20 protein-coding genes and 1 tRNA gene are annotated in these 16,415 nt (G+C 37.1%); 10 read left to right on the top strand and 11 right to left on the bottom strand.

The window, feature by feature from the left end; genetic code table 11:
• Both ACYVFA_RS02405 and ACYVFA_RS02400 read right to left on the bottom strand, forming a co-directional pair.
• On the bottom strand, positions 1-504 hold a 504-nt coding region (locus ACYVFA_RS02405), incomplete at its 3' end, for an ISAon1 family transposase (protein ID WP_460470196.1).
• A 19-nt stretch (positions 505-523) separates the two neighbouring features.
• Positions 524-880: an ISAon1 family transposase N-terminal region protein gene (locus ACYVFA_RS02400; protein ID WP_460470191.1), complete on the bottom strand. Its 357-nt coding sequence runs from the start codon at positions 878-880 to the stop codon at positions 524-526.
• Between the two features lie 59 nt (positions 881-939).
• Here ACYVFA_RS02400 and ACYVFA_RS02395 point away from each other — a divergent pair, with 59 nt between their 5' ends.
• Positions 940-1,080 (top strand): transposase, encoded by a 141-nt coding sequence (locus ACYVFA_RS02395; protein WP_460470190.1) that lies wholly within the window; start codon positions 940-942, stop codon positions 1,078-1,080.
• Here the strand turns inward: ACYVFA_RS02395 and ACYVFA_RS02390 are convergent.
• From ACYVFA_RS02390 to ACYVFA_RS02380, 3 genes are all read right to left on the bottom strand, one after another.
• Positions 1,060-1,371: an ISAon1 family transposase N-terminal region protein gene (locus ACYVFA_RS02390; protein WP_460470189.1), complete on the bottom strand. Its 312-nt coding sequence runs from the start codon at positions 1,369-1,371 to the stop codon at positions 1,060-1,062. The two genes, ACYVFA_RS02395 and ACYVFA_RS02390, sit on opposite strands and share 21 nt — an antisense overlap.
• Positions 1,372-1,595: 224 nt before the next feature.
• Positions 1,596-1,668: transfer RNA gene (locus tag ACYVFA_RS02385), tRNA-Thr, on the bottom strand.
• Between the two features lie 155 nt (positions 1,669-1,823).
• Positions 1,824-4,130 carry a DUF349 domain-containing protein gene (locus ACYVFA_RS02380; RefSeq protein WP_460470188.1) on the bottom strand — a complete coding sequence of 769 codons (2,307 nt, stop codon included), beginning with the start codon at positions 4,128-4,130 and terminating at the stop codon, positions 1,824-1,826.
• Positions 4,131-4,364: 234 nt separating this feature from the next.
• Between ACYVFA_RS02380 and pdxH the strand changes: the two genes are divergently transcribed.
• From pdxH to ACYVFA_RS02350, 6 genes are all read left to right on the top strand, one after another.
• Positions 4,365-5,006 carry a pyridoxine/pyridoxamine 5'-phosphate oxidase gene (gene pdxH / locus ACYVFA_RS02375; protein WP_460470187.1) on the top strand — a complete coding sequence of 214 codons (642 nt, stop codon included), beginning with the start codon at positions 4,365-4,367 and terminating at the stop codon, positions 5,004-5,006.
• Between the two features lie 148 nt (positions 5,007-5,154).
• Positions 5,155-6,756, top strand: coding sequence for a GMC family oxidoreductase (locus ACYVFA_RS02370; protein ID WP_460470186.1), 1,602 nt, complete (start codon positions 5,155-5,157; stop codon positions 6,754-6,756).
• Positions 6,757-6,788: 32 nt separating this feature from the next.
• Positions 6,789-7,265: an SMI1/KNR4 family protein gene (locus ACYVFA_RS02365; RefSeq protein WP_460470185.1), complete on the top strand. Its 477-nt coding sequence runs from the start codon at positions 6,789-6,791 to the stop codon at positions 7,263-7,265.
• Positions 7,266-7,273: 8 nt separating this feature from the next.
• The gene (locus ACYVFA_RS02360; protein ID WP_460470184.1) at positions 7,274-7,894 is read left to right on the top strand and encodes a class I SAM-dependent methyltransferase; all 621 of its coding nucleotides are present in this window, start codon (positions 7,274-7,276) and stop codon (positions 7,892-7,894) included.
• Between the two features lie 190 nt (positions 7,895-8,084).
• The gene (locus ACYVFA_RS02355) at positions 8,085-8,588 is read left to right on the top strand and encodes a hypothetical protein (RefSeq protein WP_460470183.1); all 504 of its coding nucleotides are present in this window, start codon (positions 8,085-8,087) and stop codon (positions 8,586-8,588) included.
• 28 nt (positions 8,589-8,616) lie between these two features.
• Positions 8,617-9,111, top strand: a complete 495-nt coding sequence (locus ACYVFA_RS02350) for a hypothetical protein (protein ID WP_460470182.1) — start codon at positions 8,617-8,619, stop codon at positions 9,109-9,111.
• A 74-nt stretch (positions 9,112-9,185) separates the two neighbouring features.
• On the opposite strand, the gene ACYVFA_RS02345 is transcribed toward ACYVFA_RS02350, so the two are convergent.
• The 4 genes from ACYVFA_RS02345 to ACYVFA_RS02330 form a co-directional block, all read right to left on the bottom strand.
• Positions 9,186-9,599: a DUF1761 domain-containing protein gene (locus tag ACYVFA_RS02345; RefSeq protein WP_460470181.1), complete on the bottom strand. Its 414-nt coding sequence runs from the start codon at positions 9,597-9,599 to the stop codon at positions 9,186-9,188.
• Between the two features lie 78 nt (positions 9,600-9,677).
• Positions 9,678-10,370, bottom strand: a complete 693-nt coding sequence (locus tag ACYVFA_RS02340; RefSeq protein ID WP_460470180.1) for a helix-turn-helix transcriptional regulator — start codon at positions 10,368-10,370, stop codon at positions 9,678-9,680.
• A 127-nt stretch (positions 10,371-10,497) separates the two neighbouring features.
• Complete coding sequence (locus ACYVFA_RS02335; protein ID WP_460470179.1) at positions 10,498-11,127, bottom strand: hypothetical protein; 630 nt, start codon at positions 11,125-11,127, stop codon at positions 10,498-10,500.
• A gap of 104 nt (positions 11,128-11,231) precedes the next feature.
• Complete coding sequence (locus ACYVFA_RS02330; protein ID WP_460470178.1) at positions 11,232-12,155, bottom strand: sugar phosphate isomerase/epimerase family protein; 924 nt, start codon at positions 12,153-12,155, stop codon at positions 11,232-11,234.
• A 202-nt stretch (positions 12,156-12,357) separates the two neighbouring features.
• On the opposite strand from ACYVFA_RS02330, the gene ACYVFA_RS02325 reads away from it, so the two are divergent.
• Entirely contained in the window at positions 12,358-13,731 is a 1,374-nt protein-coding gene (locus ACYVFA_RS02325; protein ID WP_460470177.1) for a tail fiber domain-containing protein, read from the top strand.
• A gap of 349 nt (positions 13,732-14,080) precedes the next feature.
• Here the strand turns inward: ACYVFA_RS02325 and ACYVFA_RS02320 are convergent, their stop codons facing one another.
• Positions 14,081-14,224, bottom strand: a complete 144-nt coding sequence (locus tag ACYVFA_RS02320; RefSeq protein ID WP_460470176.1) for a hypothetical protein — start codon at positions 14,222-14,224, stop codon at positions 14,081-14,083.
• A gap of 113 nt (positions 14,225-14,337) precedes the next feature.
• On the opposite strand from ACYVFA_RS02320, the gene ACYVFA_RS02315 reads away from it, so the two are divergent.
• The gene (locus tag ACYVFA_RS02315; protein WP_460470175.1) at positions 14,338-14,541 is read left to right on the top strand and encodes a hypothetical protein; all 204 of its coding nucleotides are present in this window, start codon (positions 14,338-14,340) and stop codon (positions 14,539-14,541) included.
• A gap of 110 nt (positions 14,542-14,651) precedes the next feature.
• Complete coding sequence (locus ACYVFA_RS02310) at positions 14,652-14,774, top strand: hypothetical protein (protein ID WP_460470174.1); 123 nt, start codon at positions 14,652-14,654, stop codon at positions 14,772-14,774.
• A gap of 103 nt (positions 14,775-14,877) precedes the next feature.
• Here ACYVFA_RS02310 and ACYVFA_RS02305 read toward each other — a convergent pair whose 3' ends face one another.
• Positions 14,878-16,044: a WG repeat-containing protein gene (locus tag ACYVFA_RS02305; protein ID WP_460470173.1), complete on the bottom strand. Its 1,167-nt coding sequence runs from the start codon at positions 16,042-16,044 to the stop codon at positions 14,878-14,880.
• Positions 16,045-16,415: the final 371 nt, after the last annotated feature.

Genomic DNA, 16,415 nt, shown 5'->3' with positions numbered 1-16,415 from the left:
TTCTGTATCTGTTTTCTTAGCCAATTCAATGGCATCATTTTCATCATCTAATGCTTCCCATCTGTGCTTGATTCTGATTTCCTGTAAAGCCTCTGTGGCTAGTTTTTGTACATGAAAACGGTCAGTAACTCTGGTAGCATTAGGAAAGGCTCTCTTGGCAATTAACTCCATATTAACTGCCATGTCTAAGGTAATTTCTCTGACTTTCTTACGAAGATTGACATGAATTTTCTGTAACACATCAATCACTGTTTCTGCCTTAGTACCTGCTATAATGGCAACAATACTACTTTTCTTGCCCTTTGCTGCCTTGTTAGTCAGGATTGTATAAAGTTCTCCATCTGATAAACTTGTCTCATCGATGGATAAGTGTTTGCCAATATTCTGAGGGAAAAGAAGCCATTTCTTTGCATGACTTTGCTGAGACCAACTCTTAAAATCACTTAGATAGTTTTTATACTGCTCTTGTAGTCTTTTACCATTGACTCCATAATAACTACCTATCGATTGTGTAGCATCTGCATTAGAATCGATTGATAGCTTTTAAAAAAGAAGCAAACTCGTTTGTCATTCGAGTGCCGTCTGCTACTAAGTCCCAGTTCCTATAGACTACTTTACCAAGTGTATGGCTATACCACCTGCGGCGCTTGATGTGTAGAAAAACTTTATGACCTCTGATGGGAAAGTCCTGTACTGTAATCTCATCAAAGAATCCCTTGGATTCTAGTTTTTGACCTTCAAATTCTTTAGGTATTCGATTAATCTCTTGTAGATATAAATGCAGTACTTCTGCTGTAGTCTTATTAGAAGTAAGCTCAAAATTCTCAATAATAATCGCAGGTAGTAATAACTTTATTAATTCTCCGTAACCCTGTTGCATTTTCGCTTTCTTTAAAATGCAAAGATCGAAATTATTCTATCACCCCACAACTTTTAGGGTTGATCCACTTTTTCGATAGAAGAAGTACTAATGCTTCAGCAGAGTCTTTTAATGCAAAAGTAAAAGCGTTAAGAAATCAGTTCAGAGGTGTAAGAAATATTACTTTCTTCCTCTTCAGGCTAGCTAAGATTTATGCTTAGTCCCCAACTTTTTCGCTTGAGCCCTTTTTCAAGAGTATGGCTATACCACCTGCGGCGTTTAATATGTAGAAAAACTTTATGCCCTCGGATTGGAAAGTCCTGAACCGTAATTTCATCGAAGAAGCCTTTGGATTCTAATTTCTGATTCTCAAATTCTTTCGGTATTTGATTAATCTCTTGTAGATATAAATGCATTACTTCTGATGTAGTCTTATACGAAGTAAGCTCAAAATTCTCAACTATGATGGCTGGTAATAATAACTTTAAAATATCCTGGTAACTCTCTTGCATCTATCTTTTCTTAAAATGCAAAGGTCGAAATTATTTCATCTCCCCACAACTTTTAGGTTTGATCCCCATTTTTTATATTCTCCCCAACTTTTTAGATTGATCCTTTATTCGCCCCACAGGTTTTAGGCTTGACCCGTGATACTTGCAATGATACTAAAATTAATATAAAACAAAAAAGCACCTAACATTTCTGCTAAGTGCTTGATTACTAGTATTTTACTAAGAGCCCCCAGCCGGGATCAAACCAGCGACCTACTGATTACAAGTCAGTTGCTCTATCAGCTGAGCTATGGAGGCATTTATTTTTGATTTCAGACTTTCGTTTACCCGTTGTTCTGATTTCGTGATGCAAAATTACGGCTTTCAGATATACTATGCAAGCGTTTATTTGAAATATTTTTTAACAATTTCTTAACTCGCTGACGTCCAGCGAGTTAAGAAATAAAATATTTTTAGTTCGCTGCTACGATGATTTTCAACTTCTGTTTCATCTCAGCCAATTCTTTTTCGGCACCTTTAATCTTCTCTTCGTACTCGGCACGAACAGCAGCGGCGTTTTTAGAACGTGCAAAGAACTCGATATTGTTTTCCCACAAATTGATGTCGTCTTCCAACTTCTTCATCTTGCGGCGAATATCGTTTTCTTTCTTATCCAGTTCTTTAGAGTTGCCTTTGTCACCTTTCAAGGTTACATCGACCTCGTTTTGCAACAACATTTTCTCTTTCTCCGTACCACTCACACCCGAGCTGGCTTTTACATAAGCATTGATGGCATCTACAAAACGGCGTTGAATATTCTGCATTTCTTTGCGTGGTACAAAGCCTATCTCGTTGTAGCGAGACTTATAGCCACCCAGTTTGCTCAAATCAGCTTCGCCTGCTTTCGCTGCTGCTTCAATTTCTTCGCATAGAGCCAATTTTTGTTGTAGGTTCGTTTCGTATTCTTTCTCTACCTCGTTTCCTTTCGCACGTTTGCCATTAAAGAAGGCATCACAGGCTTTTTTGAAACGGTCGTATATTTTATCTTTGAATTTTTCCGGTACATGCCCGATAGTCTTCCAGGTTTTTTGTAATTCTACAACTCTGTCTGTATTGGCAGGGGAGAAGTCGCCTGATTCCAACAATACTTCTACTTGCTCGCACAACGAAGTTTTGGCTTTCAGATTGCTTTCTCTTTCTGCTTCCAGTTTATTGAAGAAATCTCCTTTATTACGGAAGAAAGTTTTCAATGAAGACCAGAATTCACGGCTGATTTCTTTGCCTTTTTCTTTAGGCATAGCACCTTTAATGCCATTCCATTGGTCTTGAATCGCCAGAATCTCTTTAGTTTTGGCATTCCACTCATTGATACTATCGGTATTGAAAGAGATATAAGGTTTCAGGTTCTCAACCAGACGAGATTTAGCCTGAAATATTTCTTCCTGCAAAGCACCAGCCTGCGATGATTGTTCACGACGTTTGTTATGAATAATATCAAAAGCAGCTTTCAGACGTTTCCACAATTCGTCTTGTGCCTCACGTTGCGCAGGGCCAATATGCTTGTATTCTTCTAGTAAATCATTTGCCTGACGCAGCGTAGTATTGCTCAATCCACTTTCTTCCAAAGTTTTGGCTATAGCTTCAATGCGCTCTACTATTTCAGTTTTGGCAGTAAGATTTTTCTTACGGTCAAGGTCTTTTAGCTCATTCTGGATATGACGGATACTGAAATATCTATCAACCAAAGCATTATAAGCTGACCATAAGGAAGTATTATGCGGAGAATTTACATTTCCTGCTGCTTTCCAGTCTTCCTGTAATTTCTTGAATTCCTGCCAGTTGTTTTTAGTACTACCTTGCTCTTCTTGCTCAACTATTTCACGCAAGCGTTGCAATAAATTGGTTTTACGTTCGAAATAATCTTCTTTCTGGCGTTCTATTTTCTGGAAAAAACTGTTTTTTGCATCACGGATTTGTGCGCTCAGAGATTCAAAACGTACAACATAGTTATCGTTTTTGAATTCAAAGCCTTCGTTATTCCCGTTATCTGCAATATATTTTTTTAATGCCTCCGATTTTTCGCGTGCTTTCAGGTCATCAAATATAGGTTTGATTTCCTTCATCACATTGTCGGCATTTTTTACGTCCGATACATTTACGCCATCAGCTTTGATTGAAGCCAATAGTTTCTCACCCAGGTCTACAAAATCCTTTTTAGAGAAGCTACTATAATCCACTTCTTCTGTTGGAGCAGAAGTGGTGTCTTCTTCAATTAAATCTAATGATTGTGGAAGCTCTTCTACAGCAGCTGTTTCAGGCTCAATAGGTTTTGGAGAAACCTCTACCATCGCAGTCGGGTCGTTGCTTACTACAATTTCTTCCATTGGGCTCTCGTCTGCACCTAAAACAGGTTTTGGTGTTTCTTCAATTGCCTCGTCTGGATTGGTAGTAATGGCAACATTTTCAATAGGAGCTTCAGCTGTGGTATCCAATGCAGCAGTAGCCGGCTGATCAGTAGTGGTATCTACTGCGGCAGGCTCAGTTGAAGTGGATACTGGAGTTTCGTCGGTGTTTTCAGCAACGGGCGCTTCATCTTTCACCTCTTTTGTGCTGTCTTCAACAGTTTCATCAGTCGAAGTGTCGATGGAATCTTTCGGTTCGTTCATAATTTCTTTAGAGTCTTGAGTATTGGCCGAAGCCTCTGCATCTGTTAAAGACGAATCTTTCACTTCAGCAGCATCAGAAACAGGTTCTGCTAAATCCAGTTCTTTATGCGTCATTTGTAATTGTTACGATTCGTAGTAACGTGGAATGTTTTCATTAGATTTGCAAATGTAATAAATATACAAATACTTTTGCCTAACAATCCACGCAGAGTAGGTGTAAAAATTATTAATCGGAGAAAAAGGGCTTTTTTCTGCCAGATTAAGCAACATTTATACTAACTCTGTTCTATTTAAAAATAAATCCGCTTATATTTATATACGTAAAAAAAGCCTAAAACGTTGCAAAAAATGAATAAAAAAACAGATGTAGCCGCGCTCCGACTTAATTATTTACTCAACGAATTAGTCGAAGAAAATGTTTTAGATAACCCCATTAAACAATTCGAAAAATGGTTCAACGAGGCCTTAGAAGCCAATGTGCTCGAGCCAAATGCCATGCACTTAGCTACTATATCAAACGGTAAACCTCATGGGCGAATTGTATTGCTGAAAGGATTTGATGAAAGTGGATTCGTTTTTTTTACAAATTATGAAAGCAATAAAGGAAAAGAAATAGCGGAAGTACCCTTTGCCTCACTCACTTTTTTCTGGGGAGCAATGGAACGACAAGTACGGATTGAAGGACAGATCGTCAAGACAACCCCATCAGAATCAGACGAATATTTTCAGGTTCGTCCGCGTGGTAGTCAGATAGGCGCATGGGTCTCGCATCAGTCAATTGTAACAACAAGGGAAGAATTAGAGAAAAGACAAGCGGCACTGGAAGCACAATTTGGCGATGGTTTTATTGCTCGTCCGGCTTATTGGGGAGGTTATCGCTTGATACCTGAAAGAATAGAATTCTGGCAAGGCCGCCCAAGCAGGTTGCATGACAGAATTTTGTTTACGGATATGAATGGTAATTGGAAAATTGAGCGTTTGAGCCCGTAATCAATGATAAGAAGGATAATATTTTTATTGTATGGGTTCAAAATTTTGAACCCATACAAATCCCTGATTTGGTAATAGATGGAGAAAATGCAATACCATTGTCTATAAAAATCTGATAAATAAGTTACCCTAAAACCTATTCAACCCTATGCCATTCGACTACATTATCATCGGTGCCGGTTCGGCAGGCTGTGTAATGGCCAATCGCCTTTCAGAGAATCCAAATCATAAAGTATTATTGATTGAGGCCGGAGGGCCGGATAAGAAAATGGAAATCCATATTCCTGCCGGTTATGCAAAACTGCATAGAAGTGAGGTTGATTGGGGATATTGGTCAGAACCACAAGCACATGTATTGAATCGCAAAATGTATTTGCCAAGAGGTAAAACGCTTGGAGGTTGTAGCTCAACCAATGCAATGGCGTATGTACGTGGTAATAAAGAAGATTATAATGATTGGGCTGATATAGGCAATGAGGGGTGGAGTTATGAAGAGATATTGCCCTATTTCAAGAAATCGGAGCATAATGAGCAAATCAATAATATTTTTCATGGCAAAGATGGCTTGCTGAATGTAACCTATGCCAAACATTTCAAGACCCCTTTTACCGATGCTTTTGTACAAGGCTGTATTGAAAATGGCTTCAAAGAAAATAAAGATTATAATGGAGATAAGCAAGAAGGAGTAGGGCTTTTGCAATTTACTATTAAAGATGCTAAACGCCACAGCGCTGCCACTGCCTTTCTGAAGCCTGCTATGAGCCGGCCCAACCTGACCGTATACACCAATACGATAGTAAAGCAGATTCTGATTGAAAATGATAAGGCTATTGGTGTGGAGGTTATCAGAGGAAAAAACACGACTGAGAAAATATTAGCTAATAAAGAGGTAATTCTGTCGGCAGGATCTTTTAATTCGCCTCAGTTATTAATGCTTTCAGGAGTTGGGGATAAAGACGAACTCAAAAAAGTGGGTATTGCTTGCAAGAAAGAATTGCCGGGAGTAGGTAAAAACCTACAAGACCATCTGTTTATGGGTGTTACGGCTTTGTCTCGCCAACAATTCGGACAAAATCATCATTTGTCTAAATGGAATCAGGCAAAAGCTTTATTACAATATCTTTTTACAAAGAAAGGCATTCTTACTATTGGCCCATTGGAAGCCGTTGCATTTGGTATGACAATCGATAGCCCTGATAGAGTAGATTATCAGTTTCATTATGCTTCTTTACAAATAGGTGATGATTATACAGTTGATATGTATGATACCAATACATTTCCACAAAATGATGGTTTTACGATTCTGCCAACTTTATTAAGACCTAAAAGTAGAGGATATTTGGGTTTAAGGAGCAATAACCCATTAGATGCGCCAATTATTCAACCGAATTTTCTTTCAGAAGAACAGGATAGAATTACATTGATAAAAGCGACAAGAAAAGCCATTGATGTCATTAACTCAAAAGCCTTTGAGCCTTATCGGGACAGGTTAATCACTCCACCCGACAGAAGTTCAGATGAAAGTATTTTACTTCATATTCAAAAGCAATTAGAGACAGTCTATCATCCGGTTGGAACTTGTAAGATGGGCAATGATGAAATGGCGGTAGTAGACAATGAACTTCGCGTAAAAGGGATAGAGGGTTTAAGAGTAATTGATGCCAGCATTATGCCCACGATTGTATCAGGTAATACCAATGCTCCTGTGTACATGATTGCTGAGAAAGGGGCTGATTTGGTGTTGAAGTAAAAGAAATTTAACTAAAAGTAACTGCGATTTATATGAACAGTGATTTGATATTTGAGGAAACTAAGATTGCTACTAATGAAAGCGAAATAGCAAGTTTAGAAAAGCGACTAAATACTACCCTGCCAAGTCAATATAGGGAACATATATTAAAATATAATGGTGGTTTTCCTAATAAAGAATGCTTTAATACTCAAGGTGGAGGTAGATCAAAAATACACTACTTTTATTCTATCTATGATGGAAAATATTCAAATTTCGAAAAGTCTTTCAAGACGTTTAAAGTAATAGAGAAGAGAATGTTGTCTCATATTTTTCCAATAGCGTATGATGATGGTGGGAATCAGATTTGTATTTCTACTGATGATAAAGATTATGGCGCTATCTATTTCTGGAATCATGAGGAAGAAACAGATGAACCGAGCTATGATAATATGTATCTAATTGCAAAATCATTTAATGATTTTTTGAATTGTTTATTTGAATGTCCACCTTTACCAGATAATTTATAGATAAAGTAATGAGCAAGGATCTAAAATCCCACTGGGAAGAAATATATAAAACCAAAAACTTTGAAGAAGTCAGCTGGTTTCAGGCAACTCCAGAAACCTCTATTCAGTTTTTTGAAAAATTGAATTTGCCTAAAACGGCCAGCATCATTGATATGGGAGCAGGAGAAAGCCGTTTTGTTGATTATTTGCTTGATAAAGGATACGAAAATATCACGCTTGTTGATATTTCAGAAGAAGCCCTTAAAAAGACGCAAGCGAGATTAGGTGATAAAGGCAAACCTATACAATATATAGTGGCAGATGCCGGAACATTCAAATCTAAACAAAAATACGATTTCTGGCATGACAGAGCTACCTTTCATTTTCTGACGGGTATTGTAGAAATTGAAAATTATACGCAGAATATCTGTCGGTCTCTTAATTCAGACGCTCATTTTTTGATTGGCACATTTGCAGAAGGCGGCCCAAAAAAGTGTAGTGATTTAGAAATTAATCAATATTCGGCTGATGATTTAAGTGAAGTCTTTGCCCGTTGCCTGACATTAAAAAAATCTATGAAAGTTGAACACAAAACACCAACTGGAGTTAGTCAGAAATTTATGTTTTGTTTGTTTAAGTATGATGGGTGAGGATATATAGCGTCCTTGCTTAGTCAGAGCAAATGATATAATAGTAAGAACAACACACGTTGTTACCTCCTTTAGCAAATCGTCTGTATTAGTTAAGATTGAAATAAAACCTTTAATAATAAGAGAAAAAAGATTTTCTTTGCACAAATCTTATTGAATCAAGTATTTTTAACCCGACTAAATTGCTGCGATGAAGAAAATATTATTGCTGTTTCTTACTCCAATTGTTTTTTCAAGTTGTCAACAAAAGCTAATCCGCCCTTTAAAAGGTTCGTATCCAAGCGATTATACTGTAGTTTCTGAAAAATCTTCCGACGAAATTTGGAATAATGTATTAGCGTTTTGCTCTAAAAATAATATTCCGATAAAACTGACAGATAGGAAGACAGGATTAATCATCTCCAGACCATACAAACTTTTAAGTTATACATACGAGAATCAGGACGGAACGCCACAGGAAAAAGAGGCTAACGTAATTATTGGTTGCGAATCAGTGGGGACTCTTATTGCTGATTGCCAGTTACCTACTATTATCTGGACTAATATAATTTTTAAGTTAAATGAAGAAAACAATAAAACTTCGTTGACTGTCAGATTATCTGATTTAACGGCTTGGTATTCACAATGGAGATATTTGAAAGAAGCTAAATCAACAGGTCGTTTAGAGAAGCAGATTATCAAAGAAATCTTTTAATGCCAATTTTACCCCAAAAAAAGCTGTAATGAAAAAGACCTTTAACTTTCTGATATTAGTATTTTTGATGTCAGCCTGTCGAATCGTATATACTCCTTTAAAGGGCAATTATCCAAGTGATTATACAGTAGTTATTGATGAACCTGCCGACCAGGTAATGACAAATATTATTGAGTATTGTTTGAAAAATAATATCTCCTTAAAGGCAATAGATAGAAAAAGTGGACTAATTATGTCTGAGCCTTATAGAATCGATTCGTTTACATTTGAGAGTCAGAATGGAATGCCTGAAGACAGCAGCTCCCGTGTAATTATTGGCCGGGAAAAATTAAAGGATTATTCCTATGAACCTGAGGTTGTATATACTGATATTATTTTCAGAGTAAAGGAAGAGGATAGTAAAACCTCCATGACTATTATGCTTGCGAATACTGCAGCGTATCTTAGTGCAGGAGGGTCTTGTTTAAGAGAAGTAAAATCTACGGGGTATTTAGAAAAGAAGATTATTGAGGGCATGAAGTAGTTCTGATTTAAAATAAAGCCTGAGATAAGGAACTCTTGGATGGGATTTCCTTATCTCTTTTAACTATAGCTATATTACTTCATCACCACCAGAATAATCCCCGCAAGCACAATCCCCACCAGATGATAGCTTCCACTAATAACACTGTATAATATAGGCCGTGGAATATTAGGGTTAATAGCAATATTGGTTGTATTGGCAACCAGAAAACCTGTTCCAATCAATAATGAAAACCCTATTGCTTCGGTAAAAGATTGGATATTCAGCGCATAGAATAAAATAGCAAAGGTAAGAGTAACTACAAATGTACAAATGGCCGGACCGGCAATGAAGATGGGTTTGTTTGGTAAAGTTTCGTTTTCTTTTCCTAAAGAGATTTTATAGGGTTTAGTAAAAAATAAAGTAAACCATAAGGCGCCTACTACATTATAGACAACAAAGGCAATAATGAAACTAATCCAATTCAGGTTTGCTAATTGATTAATCATAAAATTATGTTTTAAGTTTATGATGCAAACTTAGAGGGGACTTGCGACAACCATATGTCAAAGGTATTTTGGGCACTATTAACTTTTATCAAAAAATTCCTGCAGGGTCATCTGATGAGGAGAGAATTTCTCGGGCAATACGTCTAAATGCTTTATTCTATCAACTCTGAAATACCGGAAATCTTTTCTTAATCTGCACCAAGCGATCAAAAGCCAGTTGTTTTCCATTGTAATTACCAAGGCAAAAGGTTCTATTAATCGAGAAGTAGATTCTTCCTCTTTATTAGTATAGGCAATTCTGACCACAGTAAAATTGGTAAGTGCCCACTGTAAATCTGATAAAATATGACTATTTCTTTCTCTGTTGAGGTTTAAATCAAATCTGGTTCTTTCGGCTAATAAATTGGCTTTATCCCTTTCGCTATATTTAAGTACTGATTTTATTTTATCTATTGCTTCCATATAATCTTTAATAAAAGCAGCATCCGGGTTTTTCAATACTAACTGCTCCGCCAATATCAATGCATTTGCCTGATTTTCGGTGAACATGATAGGAGGTACCCGATAATCTTCCATTAAAGAATATCCTTTGCCATCTTCTGTTACAATTGGTACTCCTGCTTGTTCCAGCGCTTTCATGTCCCGATAAATAGTTCGGGTACTTACCTCAAATCTTTTCGCCAGTTCAGCCGCAGTGATAAGTCGTTTCGTTTGCAATTGGGTTAAAGTTGCAGTTAATCGGGAAAGTCGTTTTATATCGTTACGGCTCATTTTCTGGATTTTCAAACGTTTATAAACAAATATAAAACAAAAAAGAGACAAGGCTTATTCCTTGTCTCTGATAGATGTAAGACGAGCCTATGAATCGTTTATAAATTCTAATTCAGACTATTCAAAATCAATTAGAGTTGGATACTATTAATAGGAATACCGTAGAAATAGCAGTGCCGATAGCCCAGTTTTTCCAGATCTTTTTTGCTTTTGTCTTTTTGGCCTGTGTCATGTATCCTCTGGCATACTCAGGATTACTCTGGTAAGCAGCAATATTTGGTACATTCATGTTATGCATCTTAGGATTTGAAACACTACATGCTACCGCAGGCACCAAGCCAAACAGGCCGTTCAAAAGTAATGAGGTAAGTAGAACGCCAACTTTGCCACTATTCTGGCCTGAATAATAGGTTGAGGCATCAGCTACTCCTTTATCATAAGTGTAGAGAGAAGTTTTGCCCATTGGATTTAACTCAAAAGAACTGCTTTCTACAAAAGCTTCGTTAGCAATCGGTTTATCATTCGAAAAAATATCTTTCTGGCCATTTTCATATTTTATCATCAATATCGATGATTTTAAAATAGTGTAGGTTGGCCCTTGCAGATTGTCAAATTTCAGGTAGCTGATTTCCTGGTCTTTTACTTCTTTTACTTTTGATTTAATTTCTTCTCCGTTTTTTAGGAAAATGACATCTTGTGCATAAGTGTTAATAATTAGTACGCAGCATAGAATGGTAGTGATAATGGTTGGTCTCATAATAAGTGTCTGTGCAAAACTGGTTTTCGGTTAAAAATACAAAAATAGATAATAAGCCAAAATTATACCAATTCGGAACACTTTTCTATGATTAATTTATCACGTCATGATTTTAAATAGCGCTTCCTTAACAAATCTTTCATATATACGTTTATTCCCCATTGATCTGCCAATGGTTGTTTAGTGTAGGGTAGCGTAGGTAAATAATTAGGTGGGCCAAACTCAGTGAGGATTGTCAGAGCATCACCGGATTTTACTTTATATTCAACTACTTTATCCCACCATGCCAGGTGCACTTTTACAACATTTTCCCATTCAGGTGCCCTTGGATCATTTACCTGTGGTCCTTCCTGATGCCCGATTCTTGAGTGAATATGATCTACTCTTGCCAATGCAGCTTGCACGGCTTCAGTCTGGTCTTCTAATAAAGATTCATGCACATTGCACCAATGTGATATATCTAAAGTCAGGCGAAGAGCGGGGTTTTTCTCAATAAAATTATGTGCAATATGGGCAGCAAAAAGCATTCTTCCACGGTGAGTTTCATGTAGAATTTTAACACCGCTTTTCTGACTAGCTTCTGTTGTCAGGTCAATAAATAGTTTATTCTGTTCATAGCTAAAATAATCCCGGCCGCTATGGCAATTAATATATAATGGTTTTTTAGGAGATTGCGTAGCAGCATTAATCGCTTTTCTGAAAGTTTCCAGATGTTCTTTCGGGTCTTTCTGATAGCCTCCACACAGGAAACCCACTTCTAACTGGTGCTTTTCCAAAGCGGCAAATAATTCCATCTGGTCTTTTTTCTCGTTAGGCCACCAGACTTCAATGCCATCATAATTTTCCTTTTTGGCGGCTGCACAAAAGGCATCTGTATTTCCGGGGAATCCCCAGTTGGTAGCCAGAACTTTCAGTTTTAAGTCGGCATTGGGTAGAGTCTGGTAAGGGTTTTGCTGAGCAACAGTCTGAATAGCATTCATCATCATGCCTCCTCCGGTGCTGGCACCAATAAAATCTCGGCGGTTCATAGTTAAAGGTAATGGTTAAAATGGGCTTGATTCGATAAAACCATGTAATATAAACTAATTTGATTGCTTATACCTACTAAATATCAGACGATAGTAAAGAAATTTATTATTAACGCAAAACCACTGAGGCCTCCCATTGGTTATAATGCTGAAATTTATATTTTTATGTTTTCTTCGTTTATTATTTCTAAAACTGTAACCCATGAAAAAAACTTTATTCGCCCTTTTATTTATTACCACACAAGTTTATAGTCAGTCAAAAGTTGAAGCTGTTGTCGGGAGTTCCGAGTCAGGGGCAGCTATCAAAGGTATAAGTAGCAACGCAACAGGTATTGGTGGGCATTTCCTGAATACGGGTTCTGGTAAGGCATTGATTACCTCAGGTGCCTTAAGGTTTGGAGGGAGTAATGTAGGCACAATAGCCAGTGGTAAATTCTTAAAAACTATTAATACAGATGGCGATGCTCAGTGGGCTGATTTATTTCCGGCCGATTATTTTGGGAGTTTAAATAATAACTTTCTGAATCTTCAGAATACAAGCACTACCACTGGCAGCAGTGGTATTTATGTAGCTATCAATTCAACGCAGGACGCAACGGCTGCTTTCCAAGGAAGAGCAAGTAATGTGAGCCCGACAGGACAAACAAGTGCGGTCATTGGAATCAATGAGTCTACCAATGAGAATGGGTATGGTGTTTATGGTATTCATAAGGGTGGAGGCTCAGGAATTTATGGTAAAGCCGATGCAGGAAAAGGTGTAGTGGGGTATTCAGAAGCGGGTATTGGGATGTATGGAATAAGTTTTGGATCAAGTGAGAATAGCATCGGAGTTGAAGGGCTTTCTACTGAGGGGAAAGGCGTATATGGAGTTACTGCCTTCGGATATGCAGTTTATGGCTCTACTGTAGCAAGTGGTACTGGTGGATATTTTAGTTCACAAACCGGATACTCATTGATTACTGGTAAAGGAAGAGTCGGAATAGGTCTCGATACACCTAAGGAAATACTGGATATTAATGGTAGAGTAAGAATTCGGCATACTACAAATACCTCAGGAATTTGGATGAGTAATTCGACTAATAGTTTAGATGGGGCTGATGGCGCGTTTTATGGAATGAAAAGTGATACTGAAACAGGTGTTTACATTGGCAATGCCTGGCGTTTCTGGGTTAATAGTGCTGGGAATGGTTATCTTGGAGGTAATATTATCCTGACTTCAGATAAAAGACTTAAAAAAGATTTTTCCCGATTGAATAATTCTCTTACTACCATTACGCAACTGCATGGCTATCATTATAAATGGATAGAAGAGAGCCGTAATAAAGATTTACAAACCGGTTTGATAGCACAGGAAGTACAACAGATTTTTCCTGAACTGGTTCAAACCGATGAAAAAGGTTTTTTATCCGTCAATTATATAGGACTGATTCCTCATTTGATTGAGGCTGTAAAAGAGCTTCGTCAGGAAAATAGTAATCTGAAAAATAAAAACCAATCCTTAGAAAGTCGTCTTGATAAAATTGAAGCCCTGTTGTCGGCTCAACAACAACAGATGGAAACTACTAAGAGCAAATAGATTATTTGTGGCGCTATCTGTGCAGCCACCGCTCAGATAGCGCCATAACTGCCGGGGTCTTGATACTTCTGCTATAAAAAACTCACCTGTGCATCAAAGCCCGATAGACCAGTCATGGAGTTTAAGGGAATTTTATGTAACTGACCCAAACGGGAATATCCTCAGATTCAGACAGTGGATTGGGGCGTGATTCTCAAGCCAAATTTGCCGACTCAGTAGTTTTACTCACCAAAATCTTCCAACCAATTTCCCTGAATTATCTGCCATTTACCGAAGCCGACTTACCACTTATCTTTCAATACCGCCAATTGTCGAAAATAAGTTACCACTTACCGGAATTTTCTGCCAATTAACCCGGATTTTCTGCCATTGGCCGAAAGTATTCGCCAATTAACCGTCGTTTCCTGCCACTTGTCGATATAACCTGCCAGTTATCTCCTTTATGCTTCCATTCGTCGCCGTTTAATACCAAATAACTTGCAAATGTTTCCAAAAAAACTTTAAATTTGTCACTTCGTCGAAAATCGTCCCAAACCCCTCCTCGAATGATGTAATTTTGAATCATTAAACCAAGAGGGAAAAATAACCCAATAACTATTGAGTAACATGAAAAAGTTTTTGACAATTGCTATTGTAACAATTTTAACTTCAACTGCCGCTTTTGCTAACGATGACACTAACAAATCAACTACTGCAGATTCAACTCAGGAATCTTCTAAAGTTGTAATCACAAAAGAGACAATGAAGTTGATCAAGAAAGAAAGAAAGAAAATGGCTAAGATGTTTAAAGAAAAAAATCTTGTTTGCTAATTCTTAACCGGAGAAAGGAACACGGAAAAAGTAGAAAGAAAACAAAACAACAAAGCTGAAAAAAAAGAACAAAATTAAGAGAGAGCGGAAGAGGAGAAAAAAACCGAAAAATGCAAAAAGTGAAACCGAAAGGGTTGGGTAGGGGAGATAATAGAAAAGTAAAGAATTTGGAACTTAAAAAAGTGATAAAATATAAAATTGAAGAGGTAATGGAGGAGGAGAACGGAAAATAAATAAAGAATTTACAACCACTATAAGGATATTCACTAATTCACAATTAAAAAAGCGAAGCACCTCTCGATACCTCGCTCTTTGAAACAAAACCTAAACTCAAATTTAATCAGTTACACTGGAAATTACACCTTTTGACAATTGATTATCAGGAAAGACCTCACGTCCATTTTTGTTAATAAATCCATTTCTTCCGAAAAGACTAATTCTTGCCATACCTTCTGAAAAGTTATAAGCGTCGTCATAAATTAACGGAATAATTTCTTGTCCGGTTTTGTCAATGTATCCGTACTTACCATTATTAATAGCTCTTGCATATCCATCTGAATAGCCCCAAAGATTATCATACTTTAAAGGCACAATTTCTTTACCGGTTTTGTCAATCACTCCAAATTTTTTGTTAGCATATACGATAATCATCCCTTCAGAAACTCCCTGAATAAATTCATAAGTACTTGCCACTAAATCACTACCGGTTTTGTCAATTACTTTCCATTTATCATTATTGCGAACAACCGCAAGACCCTCTGCATAATTATCTACTTCATCGTATTTAGCAGGAATCACCAGATTGTTGTTTGCATCAATAAATCCCCATTTTTTTGCATCGTTTTTCACCGCTGCACGGCCTTCGATAAAACTTTTAGCTCCTTTGTGTACCATAGGGATCACCTGATTCCCTTTGGCATCAATGAAACCGTATTTTCCGGCAACTGCTACCATCGCTAAACCCTCAGAGAAACTTTCTACTTTATCGAACTGAGGTTTTACAACAAAATGATTTTTAGCATCAATTACTCCCCATTTGCCATCTTGTTTTACAAACGCCAGGTTTTCTTTGAAACTCAAAACTTTATCATAATCGAAAGCAACTTTTACTTTTCCTTTTTTATCTACAAACCCCCATTTGTCGCCCAGTTTAACTGCGGCCAACGATTGAGAGAAATTCTGTACATCTTCGTATTCAAATGGGATAACTTCCTTCCCTGTTTTATTCATAAATCCCCATTTCCCATCTTTACGAATCGCCGCCATATCTTCGGTCATGTCATAGGCACTTTCGTATTTAAGCGGAGCAAGCTCTTTACCTTGTTTGTCAAGAAAACCAACTTTGTTGCCTTTCTCGATACGTACTACACCAGATTGATAGTCAGTAAAGCTTACGTCTGAAGGGAGCTGAGTTTTTGCAGTTATTTGTCCTAATGCAGTTTGTGCGGCAAAAAGAGTCAATCCTAAGATTAAACCTTTGCCATTTGTTATGTTCGTTCTCAAAGCCATTGTTTTTATAGAGTTAAAGCGCTTATTCACTTAATACCTTATTTCATACTAATGCGAAACGTATGCCAATAATTATTATTCAGGCGTAATCTTAGCAAACGGATACATTTTTTTTATTTTCGCAGAGAAACAATAGGGGAAAATTAAGAAATCTTTAGGGTATATTATACAGATTGACTCTATACAAACGAAATGCCAGAATTTTGTTCTTACGTATAATGTTATTAAATGGATACAAAATAATTTTTTTTAGATTTTTTTCTTTCTGGCATAGTATGTCAAATGAGAGTTCTTTCCAATGAGTTTTCTTTTGCCGCCGGTTAATTTTTACTATATTTGGCATGAATCATTCGCTTGTGACTAAA

The sequence above is a fragment of the Emticicia fontis genome (assembly GCF_054779675.1).
This window is presented reverse-complemented; position numbering and strand designations above follow the sequence as displayed.

Bases quoted from the DNA above. Each gene is read 5' to 3' on its own strand.
- ACYVFA_RS02400 (WP_460470191.1), bottom strand. From the start codon at position 880: ATGCAACAGGGTTACGGAGAATTAATAAAGTTATTACTACCTGCGATT.
- ACYVFA_RS02390 (WP_460470189.1), bottom strand. From the start codon at position 1,371: ATGCAAGAGAGTTACCAGGATATTTTAAAGTTATTATTACCAGCCATC.
- ACYVFA_RS02380 (WP_460470188.1), bottom strand. From the start codon at position 4,130: ATGACGCATAAAGAACTGGATTTAGCAGAACCTGTTTCTGATGCTGCT.
- pdxH (WP_460470187.1), top strand. From the start codon at position 4,365: ATGAATAAAAAAACAGATGTAGCCGCGCTCCGACTTAATTATTTACTC.
- ACYVFA_RS02370 (WP_460470186.1), top strand. From the start codon at position 5,155: ATGCCATTCGACTACATTATCATCGGTGCCGGTTCGGCAGGCTGTGTA.
- ACYVFA_RS02365 (WP_460470185.1), top strand. From the start codon at position 6,789: ATGAACAGTGATTTGATATTTGAGGAAACTAAGATTGCTACTAATGAA.
- ACYVFA_RS02360 (WP_460470184.1), top strand. From the start codon at position 7,274: ATGAGCAAGGATCTAAAATCCCACTGGGAAGAAATATATAAAACCAAA.
- ACYVFA_RS02355 (WP_460470183.1), top strand. From the start codon at position 8,085: ATGAAGAAAATATTATTGCTGTTTCTTACTCCAATTGTTTTTTCAAGT.
- ACYVFA_RS02350 (WP_460470182.1), top strand. From the start codon at position 8,617: ATGAAAAAGACCTTTAACTTTCTGATATTAGTATTTTTGATGTCAGCC.
- ACYVFA_RS02345 (WP_460470181.1), bottom strand. From the start codon at position 9,599: ATGATTAATCAATTAGCAAACCTGAATTGGATTAGTTTCATTATTGCC.
- ACYVFA_RS02340 (WP_460470180.1), bottom strand. From the start codon at position 10,370: ATGAGCCGTAACGATATAAAACGACTTTCCCGATTAACTGCAACTTTA.
- ACYVFA_RS02335 (WP_460470179.1), bottom strand. From the start codon at position 11,127: ATGAGACCAACCATTATCACTACCATTCTATGCTGCGTACTAATTATT.
- ACYVFA_RS02330 (WP_460470178.1), bottom strand. From the start codon at position 12,155: ATGAACCGCCGAGATTTTATTGGTGCCAGCACCGGAGGAGGCATGATG.
- ACYVFA_RS02325 (WP_460470177.1), top strand. From the start codon at position 12,358: ATGAAAAAAACTTTATTCGCCCTTTTATTTATTACCACACAAGTTTAT.
- ACYVFA_RS02315 (WP_460470175.1), top strand. From the start codon at position 14,338: ATGAAAAAGTTTTTGACAATTGCTATTGTAACAATTTTAACTTCAACT.
- ACYVFA_RS02310 (WP_460470174.1), top strand. From the start codon at position 14,652: ATGCAAAAAGTGAAACCGAAAGGGTTGGGTAGGGGAGATAATAGAAAA.